The organism is Chlorobaculum sp. MV4-Y (assembly GCF_025244685.1).
GTDB lineage: Bacteria > Bacteroidota > Chlorobiia > Chlorobiales > Chlorobiaceae > Chlorobaculum.
Genome location: NZ_CP104202.1, coordinates 1,987,811 through 2,007,500 on the forward strand (window position 1 = coordinate 1,987,811; position 19,690 = coordinate 2,007,500).

Annotated in this window: 22 protein-coding genes and 1 pseudogene (1 of these 23 only partly in view); 9 read left to right on the plus strand and 14 right to left on the minus strand. The window is 58.0% G+C overall.

The genetic code is table 11. The features are described from left to right. The first annotated feature begins 34 nt into the window (after nucleotides 1-34). From NY406_RS09800 to pheS, 7 genes are all read left to right on the plus strand, one after another. Nucleotides 35-1,801 (plus strand): glycoside hydrolase family 3 protein, encoded by a 1,767-nt coding sequence (locus NY406_RS09800; RefSeq protein ID WP_260534001.1) that lies wholly within the window; start codon nucleotides 35-37, stop codon nucleotides 1,799-1,801. Between the two features lie 86 nt (nucleotides 1,802-1,887). Next, nucleotides 1,888-3,294, plus strand: a complete 1,407-nt coding sequence (bchZ, locus tag NY406_RS09805) for a chlorophyllide a reductase subunit Z (RefSeq protein WP_260534003.1) — start codon at nucleotides 1,888-1,890, stop codon at nucleotides 3,292-3,294. 308 nt (nucleotides 3,295-3,602) lie between these two features. Beyond that, nucleotides 3,603-5,576: a threonine--tRNA ligase gene (thrS, locus tag NY406_RS09810; protein ID WP_260534005.1), complete on the plus strand. Its 1,974-nt coding sequence runs from the start codon at nucleotides 3,603-3,605 to the stop codon at nucleotides 5,574-5,576. A gap of 26 nt (nucleotides 5,577-5,602) precedes the next feature. Then, on the plus strand, nucleotides 5,603-6,244 hold the full coding sequence (gene infC / locus NY406_RS09815; RefSeq protein ID WP_260534007.1) for a translation initiation factor IF-3: 642 nt from the start codon (nucleotides 5,603-5,605) through the stop codon (nucleotides 6,242-6,244). A gap of 43 nt (nucleotides 6,245-6,287) precedes the next feature. After that, nucleotides 6,288-6,482: a 50S ribosomal protein L35 gene (rpmI, locus tag NY406_RS09820; RefSeq protein WP_129050875.1), complete on the plus strand. Its 195-nt coding sequence runs from the start codon at nucleotides 6,288-6,290 to the stop codon at nucleotides 6,480-6,482. A 35-nt stretch (nucleotides 6,483-6,517) separates the two neighbouring features. Then, nucleotides 6,518-6,865, plus strand: coding sequence for a 50S ribosomal protein L20 (rplT, locus tag NY406_RS09825; protein WP_260534010.1), 348 nt, complete (start codon nucleotides 6,518-6,520; stop codon nucleotides 6,863-6,865). Nucleotides 6,866-6,884: 19 nt separating this feature from the next. Continuing rightward, nucleotides 6,885-7,910: a phenylalanine--tRNA ligase subunit alpha gene (gene pheS / locus NY406_RS09830; RefSeq protein ID WP_260534012.1), complete on the plus strand. Its 1,026-nt coding sequence runs from the start codon at nucleotides 6,885-6,887 to the stop codon at nucleotides 7,908-7,910. A gap of 90 nt (nucleotides 7,911-8,000) precedes the next feature. On the opposite strand, the gene NY406_RS09835 is transcribed toward pheS, so the two are convergent. The 8 genes from NY406_RS09835 to NY406_RS09870 form a co-directional block, all read right to left on the minus strand. Beyond that, nucleotides 8,001-8,402, minus strand: coding sequence for a DUF6858 family protein (locus NY406_RS09835; protein WP_260534014.1), 402 nt, complete (start codon nucleotides 8,400-8,402; stop codon nucleotides 8,001-8,003). 204 nt (nucleotides 8,403-8,606) lie between these two features. Then, nucleotides 8,607-9,065, minus strand: coding sequence for a 50S ribosomal protein L9 (gene rplI, locus NY406_RS09840; protein ID WP_260534016.1), 459 nt, complete (start codon nucleotides 9,063-9,065; stop codon nucleotides 8,607-8,609). Between the two features lie 46 nt (nucleotides 9,066-9,111). Further along, nucleotides 9,112-9,375 (minus strand): 30S ribosomal protein S18, encoded by a 264-nt coding sequence (gene rpsR, locus NY406_RS09845; RefSeq protein WP_164927162.1) that lies wholly within the window; start codon nucleotides 9,373-9,375, stop codon nucleotides 9,112-9,114. A gap of 83 nt (nucleotides 9,376-9,458) precedes the next feature. Beyond that, complete coding sequence (locus NY406_RS09850) at nucleotides 9,459-9,920, minus strand: single-stranded DNA-binding protein (RefSeq protein WP_164927163.1); 462 nt, start codon at nucleotides 9,918-9,920, stop codon at nucleotides 9,459-9,461. 72 nt (nucleotides 9,921-9,992) lie between these two features. Then, nucleotides 9,993-10,388: a 30S ribosomal protein S6 gene (rpsF, locus tag NY406_RS09855; RefSeq protein WP_260534018.1), complete on the minus strand. Its 396-nt coding sequence runs from the start codon at nucleotides 10,386-10,388 to the stop codon at nucleotides 9,993-9,995. Between the two features lie 190 nt (nucleotides 10,389-10,578). Further along, entirely contained in the window at nucleotides 10,579-11,340 is a 762-nt protein-coding gene (locus tag NY406_RS09860) for an exodeoxyribonuclease III (RefSeq protein ID WP_260534020.1), read from the minus strand. Beyond that, nucleotides 11,337-12,365, minus strand: coding sequence for a glycosyltransferase family 9 protein (locus NY406_RS09865; protein WP_260633791.1), 1,029 nt, complete (start codon nucleotides 12,363-12,365; stop codon nucleotides 11,337-11,339). The genes NY406_RS09860 and NY406_RS09865 overlap by 4 nt, the downstream gene beginning before the upstream one ends. Further along, the gene (locus NY406_RS09870) at nucleotides 12,344-12,868 is read right to left on the minus strand and encodes a tetratricopeptide repeat protein (RefSeq protein ID WP_260534022.1); all 525 of its coding nucleotides are present in this window, start codon (nucleotides 12,866-12,868) and stop codon (nucleotides 12,344-12,346) included. The genes NY406_RS09865 and NY406_RS09870 overlap by 22 nt, the downstream gene beginning before the upstream one ends. A gap of 168 nt (nucleotides 12,869-13,036) precedes the next feature. Between NY406_RS09870 and NY406_RS09875 the strand changes: the two are divergent. Further along, a pseudogene (locus NY406_RS09875) lies at nucleotides 13,037-14,172 on the plus strand (Fic family protein). A 4-nt stretch (nucleotides 14,173-14,176) separates the two neighbouring features. On the opposite strand, the gene NY406_RS09885 reads toward NY406_RS09875, so the two are convergent. The 4 genes from NY406_RS09885 to NY406_RS09900 are packed head-to-tail and all read right to left on the minus strand — an operon-like array spanning nucleotide 14,177 to nucleotide 16,581. Continuing rightward, nucleotides 14,177-14,590 carry an acyl-CoA thioesterase gene (locus NY406_RS09885; protein WP_260534028.1) on the minus strand — a complete coding sequence of 138 codons (414 nt, stop codon included), beginning with the start codon at nucleotides 14,588-14,590 and terminating at the stop codon, nucleotides 14,177-14,179. 40 nt (nucleotides 14,591-14,630) lie between these two features. Then, entirely contained in the window at nucleotides 14,631-15,539 is a 909-nt protein-coding gene (locus NY406_RS09890; protein ID WP_260534030.1) for an electron transfer flavoprotein subunit alpha/FixB family protein, read from the minus strand. Next, entirely contained in the window at nucleotides 15,536-16,327 is a 792-nt protein-coding gene (locus NY406_RS09895) for an electron transfer flavoprotein subunit beta/FixA family protein (RefSeq protein ID WP_411267080.1), read from the minus strand. Before NY406_RS09895 ends, NY406_RS09890 begins: the two co-directional genes overlap by 4 nt. A gap of 20 nt (nucleotides 16,328-16,347) precedes the next feature. Then, complete coding sequence (locus NY406_RS09900; RefSeq protein WP_260534035.1) at nucleotides 16,348-16,581, minus strand: hypothetical protein; 234 nt, start codon at nucleotides 16,579-16,581, stop codon at nucleotides 16,348-16,350. Here NY406_RS09900 and NY406_RS09905 point away from each other — a divergent pair. Beyond that, nucleotides 16,580-17,167, plus strand: coding sequence for an outer membrane protein (locus tag NY406_RS09905; RefSeq protein ID WP_260534037.1), 588 nt, complete (start codon nucleotides 16,580-16,582; stop codon nucleotides 17,165-17,167). The genes NY406_RS09900 and NY406_RS09905 overlap by 2 nt on opposite strands. A gap of 63 nt (nucleotides 17,168-17,230) precedes the next feature. On the opposite strand, the gene NY406_RS09910 is transcribed toward NY406_RS09905, so the two are convergent. Both NY406_RS09910 and NY406_RS09915 read right to left on the minus strand, forming a co-directional pair. Further along, on the minus strand, nucleotides 17,231-18,397 hold the full coding sequence (locus NY406_RS09910) for a M24 family metallopeptidase (RefSeq protein WP_411267109.1): 1,167 nt from the start codon (nucleotides 18,395-18,397) through the stop codon (nucleotides 17,231-17,233). Then, nucleotides 18,381-19,690: the 3' portion of a heterodisulfide reductase-related iron-sulfur binding cluster gene (locus NY406_RS09915; protein WP_260633792.1), read on the minus strand. 721 nt of this gene lie beyond the right edge of the window; only the last 1,310 of its 2,031 coding nucleotides appear in the window; the start codon falls outside the window, past its right edge — the gene reads right to left on this strand; its stop codon occupies nucleotides 18,381-18,383. Before NY406_RS09915 ends, NY406_RS09910 begins: the two co-directional genes overlap by 17 nt.

Here is a 19,690-nt window from a genome sequence, read left to right on the forward strand (position 1 = left end):
AACACCGAGATTTTCAGCCAGACCAGAACGAATCATGCGTTTTTTTCATAGACCGTTCATAGCACTTTTTCTCTTTTCGCTCTTTTCCGCCGGACCTCGACCGGCAATGGCAAACGGCGTCGATTCGCCAAAGAGCGGCCTACTGAAATCCTGGTCTGCACAGGCTGTTTTCTCGAACCGGGACCCGTGGATCGAGCGCACGCTGCGCGACATGAGCATCCGGGAAAAGGTGGGCCAGATGATCGTGGCACAGGTTGACGCGGTCTACAAAAGCGATGACGACCCGCAATACCAACTCATTTCGCGACTTGCCTCTGAAGGAAAAATCGGTGGCATCATGTTCCTGAAAGGCGATGTTCAGAGCGCAGGCCTCTTGGCCAACTGGTTTCAGGAGGTCTCGAAAGTGCCGCTGCTGGTCAGCGCCGACATGGAGAAGGGGGTGGCGATGCGGCTGGACGGTGCGACAAAATTCTCGCCGGCCATGGCGATCTCCGCCGCTGGCGATCCGGCTCTTGCCCGCCGCATGGCCGACATCGTTGCTCGTGAAGCACGCGCCGTCGGCATCCACCAAAACTACGCGCCAACAGTCGATCTGAATATCAATCCGGCCAATCCGGTCATCAACACCCGCTCGTTCGGCGACCGCATTCCGCTGGTCAACGCCATGTCGGCGGCGGTCATCGACGGCCTGCAATCGAACGGCGTCGCAGCCACGGCGAAACATTTTCCCGGCCACGGCGATGTGACCGTGGACAGCCACCTGGCCCTTCCGGTGCTTGAAGGTGACAGACGGCGGCTCGAAAACTATGAACTCAAACCCTTCCGTGCCGCGATTGCAAATGGCGTGTTGAGCGTCATGGTTGGCCATCTGGCCGTGCCGAAGCTGACCGGCACCATGGAACCGGCGTCACTCTCCAGAACCATTGTCACCGACCTGCTTCGGAATGAGCTTGGCTTCAAAGGGTTGATCGTGACTGACGCCCTCAACATGAAGGCGCTACAGAGTGATGGTCTGATACCGGGAGAAATTGCCGTCAAGGCCGTGCAGGCAGGCAACGACATACTGCTCTATCCCGAAGAACCGGAACTGATTTTCGATGCGGTTTGCGCCGCCGTCGAAAATGGAGAAATTTCTGAACGGCAGATCGACCACTCGGTGCGAAGGATTCTCCAGATGAAACACTGGCTGGGCCTCGACCGGCAGAAACTGGTCGAGCTTACCCGGTTGAACGAGCGAGTCGGTACTCCGGAAAACAAACGGGTCGCCGCACAGATCGCCGAAGAGTCGCTCACGCTTATCAGGGATCGCAACCGGAATCTGCCGCTTCGCATTCCGGAAAAGGGACAGCTCGTCAATATCATCCTGAACGACCGATCCGGACAGAAAGTCGGCCGCGATTTCGCCGATACGCTGCGCACCCGCTACAACGTCACCACATTCCGGCTTTCGCCTGAGAGCACGCCAGAATTTTTTCAGCAGGCTACCGACGCAGTGCTCAAAGCCTCCGCGGTAATTCTGACTACCGGCATCCAGGCCTGGTCGCCAACCATGCCGTCCAAGCTTACCGAACAGCAACGCGATTTCGTCCACAGCCTCCCCGCAAAGACAAAAGCGGGCACGCCAGTGCTCTTCATCTCGTTCGGCACGCCATACATCCTTGATGCCTTTCCCGAGATTGGCTCGGCACTATGCGCCTACAGTGAAAACGAAGAGACCGACGCCGCCATCCTCAAAGCACTGAAGGGCGAGCTCGTTCCTAAAGGCACGCTTCCGGTATCGCTCGAAAGCGTGAGACCTTGATCCGTAGGCACATATTATTGTAAATTAGGCGCTTCATCCGCGGCTTCCGGATGAGCTTCGATCAACCCAGCTTACGCCCTCCGACCATGGGAAAAATCATCCGGGACGAATCGACCGCCAGCGCCTACTGGGCCTCGGTCAATACCTTCTGCGCGCTCGAAGACGTGCACGTCATCGCCGACGCGCCCGTGGGGTGCTACAACCTGGCCGGCGTCGCCGTCATGGACTACACCGACGCCATTCCCTACCTTGAAAACCTCACGCCAACCAGCCTGACCGAGCGGGAAATCTCCTCATCGGGCAGCTCTGAAATTGTGCAGGAGACCATCGAAAAGCTGATGGGTTCCGGCAAGCAGCTCATCCTCGTTTCGAGCGCGGAGAGCGAGATGATCGGCAGCGACCACCAGAACATGCTCGCCATGAAGTACCCGTCGGTGCGCTTTTTCCCGTCGAACTCGCTGGGCGAGAACGAGTGGCAGGGCCGCGACCGGGCACTTGCGTGGCTCTTCGGCCAGTTCGACGACGGCAAACCTGCGAAGGTTGAGCCGGGCACGGTGAGCATCATCGGCCCGACCTACGGCTGCTTCAACAGCCCCGCCGACCTTGCCGAAATCAAGCGGCTCATCGCTGGCGCGGGCGGCAAAGTCGTCCATGTCTATCCCTTCGAGTCGAAATCGGCGGACATCGCAAAGCTGAAAAACTCGGCGGCGATTGTGGTGATGTACCGCGAATTCGGCTCGCAGCTCGCCGAAAAGCTCGGTCGCCCTCTGCTCTACGCGCCATTCGGCATCGAACAGACCGACCGCTTCATCGAGGAGGTCGGTCTCCTCGCCGGAACGCCGGAAGAGGCGGCGCGATTCATCGCGGAGGAGAAACGCACGACGCTCAGCCCGTTGTGGGACTTGTGGCGTGGGCCGCAGTCGGAGTGGTTCCCGACCATCCGCTTCGGCGTGGTCGCCAGTAAAAGCTACGCCAACGGCATCCGGCGCGTGCTCTCGGATGAGCTTGGGATGCAGTGCCTCTTCAGCATCGATTCATCGGATGCCGACAACGCCGCCGTGCGCGATGAGATCGCGAAAACACAGCCGCAGTTCCTGTTCGGACGGATGCCCGACAAAATCTACCTCGCCGAAGCCGACGCCAAAAGCCGCTTCATCCCGGCGGGCTTCCCCGGCCCCATCGTGCGCCGCGCGCTCGGCACGCCCTTCATGGGCCACAGCGGCGTGGTCTGGCTGGTGCAGGAGATCGTCAACGCTCTGTACGATACGCTTTTCAACTTCCTGCCCATCACCCGGCGTCAGCAGGCTGCGGCGCCCGCAAAGCCGCTCAAATGGACGCCCGAAGCCAACGCCATCCTCGACGGCATCGTCAAAAAAGCCCCCTTCATCAGCCAAATTTCCTTTGGCCGGGAACTCAAACGAAAAGCCGAAAATCTGGCAGCATCTCGTGGCCTCGACACCGTCACTCCTGACATTCTGCAACAGCTTGGCTGAAAAGTCTACCAACTCCACTGCATCCACAGCATTACTCCCGTGGGGCAACCGCGAGGGTTGCCCCTACAGGTCAAACACCGGCCTGGCAAATCTTTCTTGCATATTTGCGGGATTTTTTTGCATTATGCCCGACTTCTTATCGGTACGGGGAAAAAGAAACGCCGCTGATTTTCAGCACGGCGTCCAGAGCAGCCCTCCCGACCGGCGAATACTGACAAAAAGAGGCTGTCAAGGATTTTTCCCCGCTGAGGGGAGGGGCCGGTTTCAAAACCCTTGCCCCGGCAACATGATTATGGACAACAAATTCAATGTCTGAAATAACGGATGACCGTCAACAGGTGATTATCACCTTGCCCGACGGTTCTGAAAGAAGCTATCCTTCCGGCATTACCGGCCTTGAGATCGCTGCATCCATCGGTAAAAAGCTGGCGCAGGCAGCGCTCGCCATCGCCATCGACGGCAAGCCGCGCGACCTCGCCACGCCACTCACCGGGAATGCGAGCGTTTCGATCATCACCTTCGACTCCGCCGAGGGCCGCGAGATTTTTTGGCACAGTTCGAGCCACCTGATGGCCCATGCCATCGAGGAGCTGTTCGACGGTGCGAAGTTCGGCGCAGGCCCGGCCATCGAGCAGGGATTCTATTACGACATCGCCTGCGAGCACCGCTTCAACGAGGACGACCTTCGCGCAATCGAGGCGAAAATGCTGGAGATCAGCAAACGCGATCTCGCCATCACCCGCGAGGAGATGCCGCGTGAACAGGCCATCGAATACTTCGCCAACGAGCGCAAAGACCCTTACAAGGTCGAGATTCTCGAAGACACGCTGAAGGAAGTTCCGACGGTTTCGGTCTATCATCAAGGCGGATTCGCCGACCTATGCAGCGGCCCGCACCTGCCCTCGACCGGCAAGGTCAAGGCGGTGCTGCTGACCAATATTTCCTCATCGTACTGGCGTGGCGACTCGTCGCGCGAAACGATGCAGCGCATCTACGGCATCACCTTCCCGAGTGACAAGCTGCTCAAGGAGCACGTCGCCCGGCTGGAGGAGGCCCGCAAGCGCGACCACCGCAAGCTCGGCGCGGAGCTGGGGCTGTTCATGCTGACCCCGGAGGTCGGCAGCGGCCTGCCGATCTGGCTGCCGAATGGCGCGATCATCCGCAACGAACTTGAAACCTTCCTGAAAGCCGAGCAGCGCAAGCGCGGCTACGTGCCAGTGTACACGCCGCACATCGGCAACATCGAGCTGTACAAACGTTCGGGCCACTACCCGTACTACAGCGATTCGCAGTTCCCGCCGCTCACCTACAAGGACGAGACGGGCCGCGAGGAGCAGTATCTGCTCAAGCCGATGAACTGCCCGCACCACCACCTGATCTACAGCCAGACGCTGCGCAGCTACCGCGACCTGCCGATCAGGCTGACCGAGTTCGGCACTGTCTATCGCCACGAGCAGTCCGGCGAGCTGAACGGCCTGGTGCGCGCCCGCGGCTTCACGCAGGACGACTCGCACATCTACTGCCGTCCCGACCAGCTCGTTGACGAAATCTGCAACGCCATTGACCTGACCCGCTTCGTGTTCAACACGCTTGGCTTTGACGACGTCGAAACGCGCCTGTCGCTGCACGATCCGGAGAACCAGTCGAAGTACGGCGGCACCGCCAAGGTGTGGGAGCAGGCCGAGATGGATGTGAAGGAGGCCGCCGACCGCATGGGCATCAAGTATTTCATCGGTATCGGCGAAGCGAGCTTCTACGGCCCGAAGATCGACTTCATCGTGCGCGACGCGATTGGCCGCAAGTGGCAGCTCGGCACCGTGCAGGTCGATTATGTCATGCCTGAGCGCTTCGACCTCAGCTACATCGGCAGCGACGGCCAGAAGCACCGCCCGGTGGTGATTCACCGCGCACCGTTCGGTTCGATGGAGCGTTTCATCGGCGTCCTGATCGAGCACACGGCGGGCAACTTCCCGCTCTGGCTCGCCCCCGTGCAAGCGGTCGTCTTGCCCATCGCCGAGGACGTGCACGACTACGCTCGCGAGGTCTATGCAAAACTGCACGAAGCGGGCATCCGCGCCGAACTCGACCTGCGCAGCGAAAAGATCGGCAAAAAAATCCGCGAGGCGGAAGTCTCGAAAATTCCCGCCATGCTCGTCATTGGCAGGAACGAACAGGAGAAGGGCGAGGTCTCGCTCCGCCGCCACCGCAAAGGTGACGAAGGCAGTTTTGGCGTTGACGAGCTGATCGCCAAGCTCTGTGAGGAAAGAGATCGACGATCCTGATCTGACTATCAACAAAAAAAGATCGAATGAAAAAACAGAAAACATCCGGCAACCAGAAGCCCAAAGTTTCTTACAGGATCAACGAACAGATCCGTGTACCAGAAGTCAGGGTCGTGTTTCCCGAGGGAAGCATGCAGGTTATGAAAACCCAGGACGCTCGAAGAATGGCCGAAGAGCGCGGGATCGACCTTATCGAGGTTCAGCCGAATGCCCAGCCACCCGTTTGCAAGCTTGAAAATTACGGGAAGCTGATCTACAAGATGGCGCAGAAGGACAAGTACCTCAAGAAAAAGCAGAAGCAGACCACGCTGAAGGAGTTGCGGTTCCATCCCAACACCGACAAGCACGACTTCGACTTCAAGACCGCGCACCTCGAAGAGTTCCTCCGCAAAGGCAACCGCGTCCGCGCGACCATCGTGTTCCTCGGCCGTTCGATCATTTACAAGGACAAGGGTTTCGAACTTGCCGACCGCCTGACCGAAAGGCTCAGCACGGTAGCCACCCGCGACGGCGACCCGAAGTTCGAGGGCAAAAAGCTCTTCGTCTATTTCGAGCCCGACAAGAAAAAGATCGAGCAGTTCGAAAAATGGCGCGCCAGGGAAGCCGCGCCGCCACTGCCGCCCTTACCGCCTCAGCTCGAAGATATTGAGGACGACGATGACGAATAAAACCATACTGATAACAAGCGATTTTTAATTTAAACCGACGATCATGCCTAAAATGAAATCACATCGCGGCGCCTGCAAGCGATTCAAGGCCACCGCATCCGGAAAAATCAAACGCGAGCGTATGAACGGTTCCCATAACCTGGAACACAAGAACCGCAAGCGCACCCGTCGCCTCCACCAGTCCACGCTGGTCGATGCCACCATGGAGAAGCAGATCAAGAGAATGATCCTCGCCTGACCTGAGAAAGTCTATAACATTAATTCGATACCACGATGCCTAAATCAACCAATTCGGTAGCTTCCAAAGCAAGAAGGAAGAGGATTCTCAATAAAGCCAAAGGATACTGGGGTTCACGCGGCAACGTTCTGACCGTCGTCAAGCACGCTGTTGACAAGGCCGAGCAGTACGCCTACCGCGACCGCCGCGTCAAGAAAAGAAACTTCCGCTCCCTGTGGATCATGCGCATCAACGCTGCCGCCCGTCAGAACGGCGTCTCCTATTCACGCCTGATGGATGCCATCCACAAAAAGAACATCGAGATCGACCGCAAGGCGCTGGCCGAAATCGCCGTGAAGGATCCGGCAGCATTCTCTCTGATCGTCAAAACGGCTCTCGATTAATATTTTGTACAACGGCCCTATGGAGACAAGCATTCAGCAACTGCAGCAGGAGATCGACGGATACCAGATACGGAACGCAAAGGAACTCGAGGCTTTCAGGCTCGAGTTCACGGTGCGCAAGGGCAAAATCGCCGGCCTGTTCGGCCAGCTCAAAACCGTCGATTCCGCTGACAGGCCTCGCATAGGGCAGTTGCTCAACGCGCTCAAACTCTCGGCAGAAGCGAAAGCTGCCGATGCTGAAAGCCTTTTCGCGCAAAACGCGGAGGCTGAGGCGCCAGCTCTCGACCTCTCCCTGCCGGGACGCCGCTCGTTCCTCGGCTCGGAACATCCCGTGCAGAAGGTGCTGGGCGACATGAAGCGCATCTTCACCGCGATGGGATTCGGCATTGCTACCGGCCCGGAGCTTGAACTCGACGAGTACAACTTCGACCGCCTGAACTTTCCGCCGAACCACCCGGCCCGCGACATGCAGGACACCTTCTTCATCACGCGAGGCCAGGAAGAGGGAGATGTGCTGCTCCGCACGCACACCTCACCGGTACAGGTGCGGGTAATGCTCGACGAAAAACCGCCAATCCGGGTGATCTGCCCCGGCAAGGTTTACCGCAACGAGGCGATCAGCGCACGAAGCTACTGTGTCTTTCACCAGCTCGAAGGTCTGTACATCGACAAAAACGTGTCGTTCGCCGACCTGAAAGCCACCATCTACTCATTTGCACGCCAGATGTTCGGCAGCGACGTAAAGCTCCGCTTCCGCCCAAGCTTTTTCCCCTTCACCGAACCGTCGGCAGAAGTTGACGTTACCTGCTACCTCTGTGGTGGCAAGGGATGCCGAGTCTGCAAAAAGTCCGGCTGGCTCGAAATCATGGGCTGCGGCATGGTGCATCCGAACGTGATGAAAAACTGCGGCATCGATCCCGAAGAGTGGACCGGCTACGCCTTCGGCATGGGGGTCGACCGTACGGCGCTGTTGCGCTACAAGATCGACGACATCCGGCTCTTCTTCGAGAACGACGTCCGGATGCTCAGCCAGTTCATGGCGTAGTGAATACCAATACGCCCGATTGAGAAAATCAAAAAAGCCTCGCGAGATCAAACTTACGAGGCTTTTTTATTTCTGTATGGATATCCTGAATCAGGCGGGCACCGGGTTTCTCAGCGCCAGCGTCCACTCCTCCATCGAAGCGTTGGCCGCAGGATTCGGCGCTTCGAGGAAACTGATGACGAAATGCCCGCTCATCTCGGCCACACCGATGGAACGAGGACGAACCGCAAGCATCTTCGGGTTCATCAGCTCTTTTCCGAAACAGAACACGATGTTCTTCCCTGCGCTTATACCCTCACCGATCTGGCCATCAGGCAGAAGAGCGGTATGACCATAATGGTCGAACTCTCCTATCAGCACGGCAAAGGGATGTGATTCGATTTTCTCCCGGTAGTAGGCGATGATCTCATCGACGCTGCGGCAACTGGTCTCTTCTTTGTCAAGTTCAAGGATATAAATGGGGTATTTTTCCTGAAGAAGAATTTGTTTCATGGGTGCTCTCCCTGATTGGTTTGGCTGGATACTGCACGAAGCACGGCGACGCTGAAGAGATGCCGTCTCTCTCAATGGTACGCCAGACTTGAAGATTTTACAACAGAGCAGCATAAAAAAAGCCTCATGACCTTGCGATCATGAGGCGTATTTTACCCGCTGATTTCAGGAAATCAACGATTCGGAATAACGAAGCCGTATGAATTACTCTGCGGCTGCGCCTTCTGCTTCAACCTCGATGCTGAGCTTTGCCGTAATATCCATGAAAAGCTTCGCATCGGCCTCGTACTTGCCGAGAGCCTTGATCGGAGCTTCGAGATGGATTTTGCGACGGTCGATATCAGCACCCTGCACCTTGAGCGCTTCGGCAATGTCGCCAGCGGTCACGGTGCCGAACAGCTTGCCAGACTCGCCAGCCTTGGCAGACACTTTCAGCGTCATCTGCTCCAGCTTTTCGGCCAGTTCACGTGCATTCTGGCGCTGAAGCTCGATTTTCCGAGCCTGCTGTTTCTTCTCGGTTTCAAGCGCCTTGAGCGTGCCTTCTGTAGCACGAATGGCATATCCCTGCGGGATCAGGTAGTTATTGGCATACCCGTTCTTGACGGTGACCACTTCACCGGCATCGCCAAGGGTTGCCACATCTTTTCTTAAAATTATTTTCACGGTCTTTTTCCTCGTTCTGAATAATTAAACTTGTGTGGACAACCACTTATTTGTATTCGTCGGCAACGTAGGGAATGATAGCAAGAAACCTTGCCCATTTGATCGAATGGGTCAGGAGGCTCTGCTCTTTAGCCGACAGGCCGGTAATACGGCGGGGGATGATTTTTCCCTGGTCGTTGATGAAGCGCTTCAGTTTGCGCTCATCGCGATAGTCAAAAAAAACCACCTGGTTTTTCGACACTTTCTTCTTCGATGCCAGAGCATTGCTCAATGATTTGCTGCCCTGCGACGGTGATGATTTCTGTCTCATTGATTTTGTTCAGAATTTTGCTTGCATGATCTTGTGGCCCATCGTCTGCCTGTTTCAATGACAGCAGAACGAAGTGCTCGTTCTCAGTCGGAAGAGAGGTACTTGTACTCGTACATGTGCCCGTCATCGTCGAGATGATGGGTTTCATGCGTATCGTCCTCGATAAAGCCCTCCTCGTCATCCTCTCCGTTTTTCTTTCTCTTGTTGAGGAACTGGATCCTTCTTGCCTTGATTTCAACCACGGTTCTCGACGTTCCATCCTGAGCTTTCCAGGTGCGGCTCTGCAACTCGCCATCAACCAGCACTGCCGAACTTTTTCTCAGGTTGTCCCGACAGCTCTCGGCAAGTTTGTTCCAGGCGACCACACCAACGTAGCAGACATCTTCCTGCCACTGGTGGTTGCTGTCCCTGAACCTGCGATTGCACGCAATGGAAAAATTGACAACTGGCGTTCCACCTGAATTGGTCTGTCTGAAGACCGGGTCTTTGGTAAGGTTGCCGGCAATGATGACGCTGTTGATTTCAGGCATTTTCAGTTCCGCCATAGCATCTACTCCTTTTTGTTCACAAATGGGATCGTTTCGTCATTCACACAATAAACCGGGTGCGATCGGCCGTCAGTTCTTGGCGGCAGCCTCAGCTTCAGGTTCAGCCTGGTCTTCAGGGCTACCAAGCATGACGCTGTATTTCTCGACGCGCTTGCGCATTTCGAGCAGCGGAGAGCTCAGCTGGATGATAAGGAACCGCAGGATAGCCTCTTCATAGCGGAACACGCGCTCGATCTCGGCGATGGCCGACGGCACGGCATCGAACTCGATGTGTGCGTAGTAACCAATGGAGGTCTTGCGGATGATGTAGGCCATTTTCCTTCTTCCGACTTCCAGGACATTGTTGATCACGCCGCCTTTGTCGGTAACTGTCTTTTTGACCAGCTCCATGGCTGCGGCAATGGCATCATCCTGAAGGCCGCCGTCAATGATGACGGTGCATTCATACTGTTTCAGTGTATTCATAGCGCAATCGTTCTTGAGTGAAGTCATACTGTGCAAATGGCGGAAAACAGGTATTGCGCATCCCTGCTTTCGCGGCTTCATGCGGACGCACGAACACCATTCGCGTTTTAGGACATGCAAGGTAAAAATTTTCTTTTGTTTTCCAACGCCTCGAACACAGCATTGTTAACGTCCTTGTAACAAGCGTGAATCACAAAGAGAGTTCGACCGATACCGGCGCGTGGTCGGAGCTTTTCTCGTCGAGATCGACCGAAACCCCGGAGACTTTTCCGGCCAGAGCGGGAGTAAGATAGATGCAATCGATGCGCCAGCCGAGGTTGCGCTCGCGGGCGAATTTCCAGTTGGGCCACCAGGTAAACAGGTCTTTCCTGTCGGGATTCAGCTCGCGGACGATGTCGTGCAGCCCGAGTTCGAGATGCGCCCCGATGGCCGCCCGCTCTTCGGTACGAAGCCCCGTCGCGCCGGGCTTGTTCTGCGAGCGATGCACGTCGATATCGCGAAGCGCCACGTTGATGTCGCCAAGGAGAATGATCTCGCGTCCTTCAGCCAGGAGTCCAGCGATAAAGGCTTTCAGATCAGCGAGATAACGCAGTTTTACGGCGTAGTGCTCCGCTCCGTCGCCACGCGGCACGTAGGTGCCGATGAGGGTGAATTGTGGCGCGTGCAGCACAAGCGTTCGGTTCTCGATGTCGAACGGCGGCACCTCGCAAGTAAACTCGTCGAGGCTGCCATCGCGGACAAGCAGGCCGACGCCGCTGTACCCCTTTTTGAACGACGAGCCGTTCCAGAATTTCCGGTACCCCTCGATCGAAGCGATGCTTTCGGGAATCTCCTCCTCGCGCGCCTTCACCTCTTCGAGCACCGCGATATCTGGCTTGCGGCTTTCGAGCCATACGGCGAGCGCCTCCTGCCGGGCGCGGATGCCGTTGATATTCCACGTGGCGATCTTCATGGCGACAACTGGTTGAGCGTTTCGATGATGCGCGAGGCGATGCGTTCGGGCGCGATCTCCATCATGCAGCGGAAGTACCCTTTCGGGCAGGCAGCGCGACCGATGTGCGAGCAGGGACGGCAAGAGAGTCCCTGCGTCTCGAACAGCTCGTACTCTGCCCCCCACGGCATGAAGCCAAACTCCTTGACCGACGAGCCGAAAATGACGAAAAGCTTTTTGCCGAAAGCCGAGGCGATGTGCATCAGCCCGGTGTCGTTGGTGAGCACGAGCGCCGAGCGTTCGAGCAGCGCGGCGGACTGCATGAGCGAAGCTTTTCCGGCGAGCGACTGCACGCGGTTTTGCGCCGATTCGGGAAGCATCGCGATAAGTTTTGCGGCGTCCGGTTCGTCCTCCTTGCCACCGAGCAACAGAACGCGCGCCGGAGTTTGGGATGTGACCAGCTCGATGATCCGGGCAAAGCGTTCGAGTGGGTAGCGCTTGGTGAAGTGGTTCGCGCCAAAGCAAACCGCCAGCACAGAGCCATCCGCGCCGAGCGCTCCGGCGGCAAAGGCACGATCCTCCGGCGACGGATAGAGGCTGCATAGCGCGGTGACTTTCGGCGCGATTCCCCCCAGCGCCTCGCCGTAACGCTCAACAACGGAGTGGTAGCCACCCGAAACATTGATCTTGAACTGCACCAGCAGCAGCTTTTTCCAATTGCGCTTGTGGTAGCGCGTGACCTTGCCTGCCCGAAGTTTCCGGACGAGGGCGCGAGACCGCCGGTTGTTTTGCAGATCGAGCACCAGATCGTACGCCGATCCGGCTGCAAGCGACTCCGGCGTCACGACCGACGCCACGGCGGGATTCGACACGACGAGCGGCGCGAACGGCGCCTTGGTGCAATAGTCGATCCGCGCCTGCGGAAGCGCGCGATGCAGCTCGGCCAGCACGGGCGTCGTCAACACGATGTCGCCGATGGCGCTGAGCCTCACGACGAGGACTGTCTGAATCGCGCCGGATTCGGTCACGACCAGAACTCCCACCAGGCCTTGTAGCCCAGTTTTTTCTGCTGATTCGACACACCAAGTTTAGCGATTCGGTCGTTCGCAACCTCAATCATCCGCTCCTTGCCCGGCGTCTCGCCCTTGCGTTCCTCGATCATCTCGACCGCCTTCTTGAACTCCGGCATCGCTTCCGCGCCGCGCCCGAGACCGTCGAGCGCCAACGCGCGGCTATAGACCGCCGAAATCCAGAGCTTGCCCTCATCCTGATTCAGCTCGCCACGCCGATTGAAATGATGTAGAGCCTTGTCGGCGGACAGAAGCGCCTCCTCGAACGAGCCGAGCCCTGCCAGCGCCTCGGCAAGCCCGGCGTGGCAGAACGCGTCGAATCCGGCGTGATCGAACGCCTCCTCAAGCGGCATCGTGCGCGAAATCTCCATCGCCTTGCGGCAATTCGCCGCCGCCTCGTCATAGTTTGATTCGAGCAACTGACGCTGCGCATCCGAAAGCGCCAGATACGCCCCGGCAACCTCTTTGAGTGGTTTCATAAGCAGATAACAGAAGTGAAAAAAAGATTCACGCTTTCTTCAATGATTTTTGCAGAAATCTTTAACAAATCTCGTAAAAAATTTTAACAAAAATGAACTGCACTTTCTTGCTAATGGTTTATTTTATAGATCATTGAGTGTAACAAAATCACTAACATTTTCGATCACATGAAAGAGGTCATGACCTTCAAGTCGGGCAAGTTCATCTTCTGCGATCAGTATGACAAGCCTCGCATCGAGAAGCTGCTCGTCGTAGCATCAACTTTGAACGACGCTATCAGCGATTTGCCGATTCTGCCAAAGTGGTCGTCACAGATCGATCCGGAACTTCTGTACAGTTCGGTCGCAGGAACCGCCGCTATCGAAGGAAATTCCCTCAATGCAGAGGAAGTTCGGGAACTCGACGAGGGAAAAATACCCGATGCGGGCCACACAGCAAAGGACAGGCTCGAAATTACCAACCTCATCGGCGCGTACCGGCGGCTCGACGAGCAGAAGGCGAACTTCGCAACCTCGCGTCTCCTGACCGAAGAGCACATCCGCGACCTCCACCGCCAGATCACGAGCGGCCTGCCGTATGAAGACAACATCCCCGGCACCTACCGAAATGGCATGGTCAAGGTCGGCGACAAGGCGCACGGAGGCATTTACACGCCGCCGAAAATCATCGAAGATGTCGAGATGCTCATGCGGGAGTTCATCGACTGGATTGACAGCGACGACCTCCTGAGCGAGAACGTTTTCGTGCGGGCGGCGCTGGCGCACTACCACTTCTCGCTGATCCACCCCTTCTGGGACGGCAACGGACGTACCGCACGGCTGATCGAGGCGATGCTGCTCCAGGCGGCAGGGATTCGTTACGTCCCCAAAATGCTCTCGAACTACTATTACCGGCATGTTGACGACTATTACCGCGCCTTCTCGGAGAGCATCAAAGCAAAAAAGATGTCACGCCGTTTCTCGAATTCAACCTGCGCGGCGTGATCGAATCGTTGCAGCAGATGAAAAACCGCATCGCGAATTTCATCCGGGTGATGGCGATGCGCGATTACCTCCATTTTCTCATTAGCAACAAGGCAATCACGAAGCGGCAGAATGATTTACTGACACTGCTGCTCGATGACTCGTCGGGCAAGCCGTTCACGCTGCACGAACTTCAACAGGCGATGCCCTACGCGATGCTGTACAGAAAAGTATCTGAAATGACCGCGCGGCGTGACCTGAAAAAACTGCTTGACCTAAAGCTGCTCGTCCTCGATGCGGACAATCGCTACTCGTTGAACCTGCGCGGCTTCGACTCGTGACGGCTCACTCACCCGGCTGCATCAGCGCTTCGAGTTCGGCGGGAATCTCGGGGCGGCCTCGACCGTTAAGGGCGGTACCGGTGATTTTGGCTTTGATCGCGGGCTTCATCTCCGGCAGACGCAGGATATCCTGGTAAAAAGCGAATCGCAGCGGTGACTCGCGCACCATGTTGAGGCCGACGGTGAAACGGTCGCCGCTTTGCAGCGGGGATTTGTAGTCGATTTCTGCGCGAACAACCACGAGCTTGATGCCCCGCTCCGTAAATTCCTTGAAATCGATGCCGACCGTTTTGAGATACACGTGCCGCGCGTGTTCGAGGTAGTTCTGATAGACGCTGTTGTTGACGATGCCCTGCATGTCGCACTCATAGTCACGCACCTCCAACTCCATCGTGAAAGCGTATGTTTGCTGATTCATCCACTATTTCGTTGTCGTTGAAAAAATTACCGTGCGGCGCTCACTGCCGTTCCCGAATCGCTGCCGTCAGCGCGGGCAGGAACTCCGCCACGTCCGACACCGCGAGCACGTCGGCCACGCTGGCGATTGGCGCATCGCGGTCGGGGTTGACGGCGAGCACGAAGCCGGAGCCTTTCATTCCGGCAAGGTGCTGGATCGCGCCGGAGATGCCGCACGCCACGTAGAGCTCGGGAGAAACGTTCTGCCCGCTCGACCCCACCTGCCGCGCCCTTTCGAGCCATCCGGCATCGACCGCCGGGCGGCTCGCACCAACCTCGCCGCCGAGCGCGTCGGCGAGCGCCCGCACCAACTCGACGCGCTCGGCGCTGCCGACGCCGCGCCCGGCGCTGACGATCACCCCAGCACGAGTGAGATCGATGCCCCGCTCTGGCTCGATGCAACCGAGGAACTCGATAGCGGCGTCCGGTTCGGCGGCGATAGCGATTACCTCGGACGTACCGGCCATCGGCACGGCGGCGAACGCCCCCGGCTGGATCGTCAGCACGACAAAGTCGGTCAGCGGCGTGACGGTGCGGCGCATCTTACCGTTGCAACTCTCAACCACGTAGCCACCGTCGTCAAGTCCCGCAACGCTGGAGACCTGCGCCGCCTGCATGGCGAACGCCACGCGCGGCGCGACGTTCCAGCCAAGCGACGAGTGCGGAAACACCACGGCGTCGGGCTGCTCCCGCTCGACGGCAGCCAGCACGAGCCGTTTGCAATACGCCGCGTCGTACTCATTTCCGGCCTCCGCGCGATAGAGTCGCCCGTCGAAAGCGGGAATATCGTCCGCCGCCCCGGCCAGCACCATCGAAATCTCCGCACCGAGCCGGGCGGCGAATCCAAACAACTCCGCGGTTTCGGCGGTGAGGCGACCGTCGCGGACTTCACCAACAAGCAGCAGCTTCATCGCGCTCCTCCTTTGCCGGAAACGAACCCTTTGGCTTCAAGAATTTCAAGCACCTGAGCGGCCATCGCCCCGGCGTCGCCTTCGAGAATCACGCCCGCTCCGTTGGGTTCGTGGGGGCGGAAATTTGCGGAGGACCCTTTCGGCGATTCAAGCCCGACCGATTCCGGAGAAAGCACGGTCAGCGCCGCGCGTTTCGATTTCATGATATTCGGCAGGGTCGGGTAGCGGGGCAAATTGAGGCCAAGCTGGCAGGTCAGCAGCACCGGAGCTTTCAGCCGGAGCCTGCACCTGCGTCCTCCTTCGAGTTCGCGCTCGACAGTCATCGCGCCATCCTGCCACTCGAATGCCGTGATACCCGTCACGGAGGCGATGCCAAGCCATTCGGCCACCAGCACGCCAACCTGCGCGGAGCTGCGGTCTTCGGACTGCATGCCGGTGAAAACAAGGTCGAACCCGCGCCCGGCGGCAAACCCGGCGATCATCGAAGCGATCTGCCACGGATCGCGTTCTGTTGCCATCGGATCGTCGATGTGCACGCCGTCGTCGCACCCCATAGAAAGCGCCTTGCGAATCGTCTCCACCACCCTCGCCGGGCCAATGGAAAGTACCGTCACCTGCGCTTCACCTCCGAGCGCCTCTTTGAGTCGCACGGCCTGTTCGACTGCGAAGGTGTCATACTCGTTCATCCGCCAGGCAAGTCCGGCCTCATCGAACCAGCTGCCAGCAGCGTTCGGCACGAAATGCCCCTCCATATCGGGCACCTGTTTTACACAGACCAGTATGTTCATGACATCAAAATCACACTCATTCAGCAAAGCTTGCCCGCAATCCGGCCAACGATACGTACCGGAAAGCCATATCCATGAACAACGTAGTAAGCCGGTATCGAACTGGCAACTGAAAAACCGGCAAAATTTCTTCCGGAAACCGCCACACTCAAGTTGCCGAAGTGTCTTGCGTTGTTTTCAAAATTTTGCATAGATTGGATTGAGCAGTAGCTCATGTTCTGATAAACGATGAAACAAAAAACAATGACAACCATGAAAAAAATGATTTTCCCCCTGCTGCTGGCAGGAGTGTGTGCAGTACCATCCCTGGCTCATGCGGCAAGCACTCCGTATGTGAGCCTTTCAGGTGGCCTCGGATTGTTGAATAACTCGACAGTCGATGGAAATAACGATGAGATCAAGTACAAAACCGGATACCTGATCAATGGCGCTGTCGGCTTGAAAAATGAGGATGTGCGTCTGGAGGCTGAGGTTGGGTACCATCGGAACGAGGTCGACTCCGCGCTGGATCCCGAGCCTCGTGGAGCCCATGTGTCCATGTGGACCTTCATGGCCAATGGCTATTACGACATTCCAATGAAGGACTCCGTCGTATCGCCCTACGTCATGGGAGGCCTTGGAGTTGCCGATGCATCGATCAGCGGTGGCAACATGTCTGGTTCACTTAGCAGCACCGAATTCGCCTGGCAGGTTGGGGCAGGGGCCGGCATCAAAGTCACCAATAACGCGACCATCGACCTCGGATACCGCTACCTCTCACCATCCGACGGTTCTTTCGGCGGAACAAAAGTATCGCTTGCCAGCAGCAATATCCTTGCTGGTATCAGGTACAGTTTCTGAGAGGCATTGCAAATACGCCGTATCGAGGCTCTGGAAAAACCGGAGCCTTTTTTTATTTCCCGCTCAAAGCGCGACCACATCATCAGCCAGTTCCGTCAGGCGCTCGCTACCATTTTCCGTTACGACAAAGGTGTTTTCGATGCCAATGGCTCCTTTGCCGGGAAGGACGAATTTCGGTTCGACGGCCACGACCTGCCCCGCCTGCAACGGCATGACAAAGCCTTGCGCGAGCACCGGCAGCTCGTCGAGTTCGAGGCCAACGCCGTGGCCGACAAAACGCGACTGCTCGCCCGGCATTCCCATGAAGTTGCCGCCGAGACCTGCCGCTTCGGCCATCGCGGCGGCCTGCTTGTAAATCTCCTCACAGATCGCGCCCGGCACCATCGCCCGGCGCACCGCTTCCTGAATTTCCAGCGATACCTTGAAGGCATGTTGCAGTTCGGCATCGAGCGTGCCAACGACGAACATGCGGGTCATATCGACGATGTAGCCGTTGAAGACGCCGACGAAATCGACCAGCACCGGCTCGTTCTCCCGGATCACATCGAATGACGCCCCTTGCGGCGCGGCACTCGACAGCCCCCGACCCGTAACGGCTCCGTCGAAAAATCCGTAGCTCGCCGCGCCGCCAGACACCGCCATGCCGCCAAAGAGTTCCTGGTTAAACGCCCGCATTCGCACGTACCCTTCGTGCCCGATCCGGCGCAACCGCGACTCCACTTCGGCGGCCAGATCGACCTCGCGCATCCCTGCCTTCAGGAAAGTCGGCACCTCGCGGAAGATCGAGCAGAGCTTCTCCGCGCTGTGGCGGAGCATGTCGATTTCGGCGGGCGACTTGACCGAGCGCAGCTCGCGCACGGTCATGGTGACATCGGTGAAGGTACGCCCCGGCAACACCTTCGAATACCAGGCGTGCTGCGCCACCGGCACGGCGTCGAAGGTCATGCCAACCTTGTCACCCTCGCGCCCGAGCAGCGCCGACAGCTCCTTGCTCGACGGAAAGGGGCGGATGTCGTCGATCAGTCCTTCGGCTTTTGCGCGAACGAGGCTTTTGCGCACGAGCAGCACCGGCTCACCCTCGGCGGGAACCCAGAGCGCCGAGTTCTGGCGCGTGCCGGTGAAGTAGAAAATATCAACGGGCATCAAGAGGAGCACCGCCTGTATTCCGCTTTCAGCAAGACGCGCTTGCAGGCGCACTACCCGCTGTTGCGCTTCAATTCGGGTCAGCATCATGAAAAATTTCTTTTGTTGCTGTTTCGTGTTGATCGATGCTCTGGGCGATAACCTCCGCGAGATCGAATGCTTCGAGTTCCGGTTTGCCGGATTCGCGTTTCAACCCGTCTTCAAACATGCTCAGGCAAAATGGACAGGCCGAAACCAGCGTCGATGCGCCGGTCTTTCTGGCCATGCGGAGTCGCTCGTCTACGATCGGCGTACCCAGCTTTTCCCCGGCAAGAATGCGCCCACCGCCCGCTCCGCAGCAAAAGCCTTCTCTGCCCGACCACTCCATTTCGGCGAGCCTGCCGCCCGCGGCCTCAAGCACAAGACGAGGCTCTTCGATAATGTTTCTGTACCGGGCGAGATAGCAGGAGTCGTGATAGGTGGCACTGAAACTTGCTGGATTCAGCTTGAGGCGGCCTTCGCCGACGAGCCGCCGGATGAAGGTGGAGTGGTGCTCGACCGGCGTGTCCAGCCCGAGTTCGCGATAGTCCCGCACGAAGGTGTTGAAGCAGTGGGGACAGGCCGTGACGATTTGTTTTGCTTTCGCCGCACAGAACGCAGCGATGTTGCTCTCGGCCACCATTCGGTAGAGGTACTCGTTGCCGAGCTTCCGCGCCGGTTCGCCGCAGCAGCGCTCCGCGGGGCCGAGGATCGAGACGCTGACGCCCGCCGCCTCACAGATTTTGATGAAGCTCTTGGCTACCTTGCGATTTCGCGGATCGAACGAGGCGTAGCAGCCGACGAAGTAGAGAATGTCCGTTTCGGTTTTCCCATCGGCGACGCTGACCGGCAGGCCTTTGGCCCAGTCGCCTCGCGATGCGGCGGCGAGGCCGAACGGATTGCCGTTGACTTCGATGGCGTCGCAGGCGCGGCGGGCCTCCTCGCCGGGGAACTCCCCCCCCATGAGCACGAGGCTGCGGCGCATCTCGATGATCTTGCCGACATGCTCGATGCTCGCCGGGCAAATCTCCTCGCACGCACCGCAGGTGGTGCACGACCAGAGAGCACCACGTGAAACCGCCTCGATCAGGCCGTTCTCCGATGCCGTTTCGGCAAGCGAGCCGATGTCGTCAATCACCTTCATCGGCGAGAGCGGCTTGCCGGTGAGATACGCCGGGCAGCGCTGCTGGCACCTTCCGCACGCAGTGCAGGCGTCGGCGTCGAAAAGGTCTTTCCAGCTCAGATCGCCAATCGCGGATGCCCCGAACCGCTCGGCGTTCTCGTCTTCGAGATCGAGCGACGCAAGCGTTCCTTTCGGCTCGTGTGGCTCGAAAAAGCTGTTGCCGCTGGTGGTAGCGATGT

Bases quoted from the DNA above. Each gene is read 5' to 3' on its own strand.
- rplT (WP_260534010.1), top strand. From the start codon at position 6,518: ATGCCTAAATCAACCAATTCGGTAGCTTCCAAAGCAAGAAGGAAGAGG.
- NY406_RS09910 (WP_411267109.1), bottom strand. From the start codon at position 18,397: ATGCTGACCCGAATTGAAGCGCAACAGCGGGTAGTGCGCCTGCAAGCG.
- NY406_RS09890 (WP_260534030.1), bottom strand. From the start codon at position 15,539: ATGAAGCTGCTGCTTGTTGGTGAAGTCCGCGACGGTCGCCTCACCGCC.
- NY406_RS09850 (WP_164927163.1), bottom strand. From the start codon at position 9,920: ATGGCGGAACTGAAAATGCCTGAAATCAACAGCGTCATCATTGCCGGC.
- pheS (WP_260534012.1), top strand. From the start codon at position 6,885: ATGGAGACAAGCATTCAGCAACTGCAGCAGGAGATCGACGGATACCAG.
- NY406_RS09885 (WP_260534028.1), bottom strand. From the start codon at position 14,590: ATGAATCAGCAAACATACGCTTTCACGATGGAGTTGGAGGTGCGTGAC.
- bchZ (WP_260534003.1), top strand. From the start codon at position 1,888: ATGGGAAAAATCATCCGGGACGAATCGACCGCCAGCGCCTACTGGGCC.
- rpmI (WP_129050875.1), top strand. From the start codon at position 6,288: ATGCCTAAAATGAAATCACATCGCGGCGCCTGCAAGCGATTCAAGGCC.
- NY406_RS09905 (WP_260534037.1), top strand. From the start codon at position 16,580: ATGAAAAAAATGATTTTCCCCCTGCTGCTGGCAGGAGTGTGTGCAGTA.
- NY406_RS09870 (WP_260534022.1), bottom strand. From the start codon at position 12,868: ATGAAACCACTCAAAGAGGTTGCCGGGGCGTATCTGGCGCTTTCGGAT.
- NY406_RS09860 (WP_260534020.1), bottom strand. From the start codon at position 11,340: ATGAAGATCGCCACGTGGAATATCAACGGCATCCGCGCCCGGCAGGAG.
- thrS (WP_260534005.1), top strand. From the start codon at position 3,603: ATGTCTGAAATAACGGATGACCGTCAACAGGTGATTATCACCTTGCCC.
- rpsR (WP_164927162.1), bottom strand. From the start codon at position 9,375: ATGAGACAGAAATCATCACCGTCGCAGGGCAGCAAATCATTGAGCAAT.
- NY406_RS09895 (WP_411267080.1), bottom strand. From the start codon at position 16,327: ATGAACATACTGGTCTGTGTAAAACAGGTGCCCGATATGGAGGGGCAT.
- NY406_RS09800 (WP_260534001.1), top strand. From the start codon at position 35: ATGCGTTTTTTTCATAGACCGTTCATAGCACTTTTTCTCTTTTCGCTC.
- infC (WP_260534007.1), top strand. From the start codon at position 5,603: ATGAAAAAACAGAAAACATCCGGCAACCAGAAGCCCAAAGTTTCTTAC.
- rpsF (WP_260534018.1), bottom strand. From the start codon at position 10,388: ATGAATACACTGAAACAGTATGAATGCACCGTCATCATTGACGGCGGC.
- NY406_RS09835 (WP_260534014.1), bottom strand. From the start codon at position 8,402: ATGAAACAAATTCTTCTTCAGGAAAAATACCCCATTTATATCCTTGAA.
- NY406_RS09900 (WP_260534035.1), bottom strand. From the start codon at position 16,581: ATGGTTGTCATTGTTTTTTGTTTCATCGTTTATCAGAACATGAGCTAC.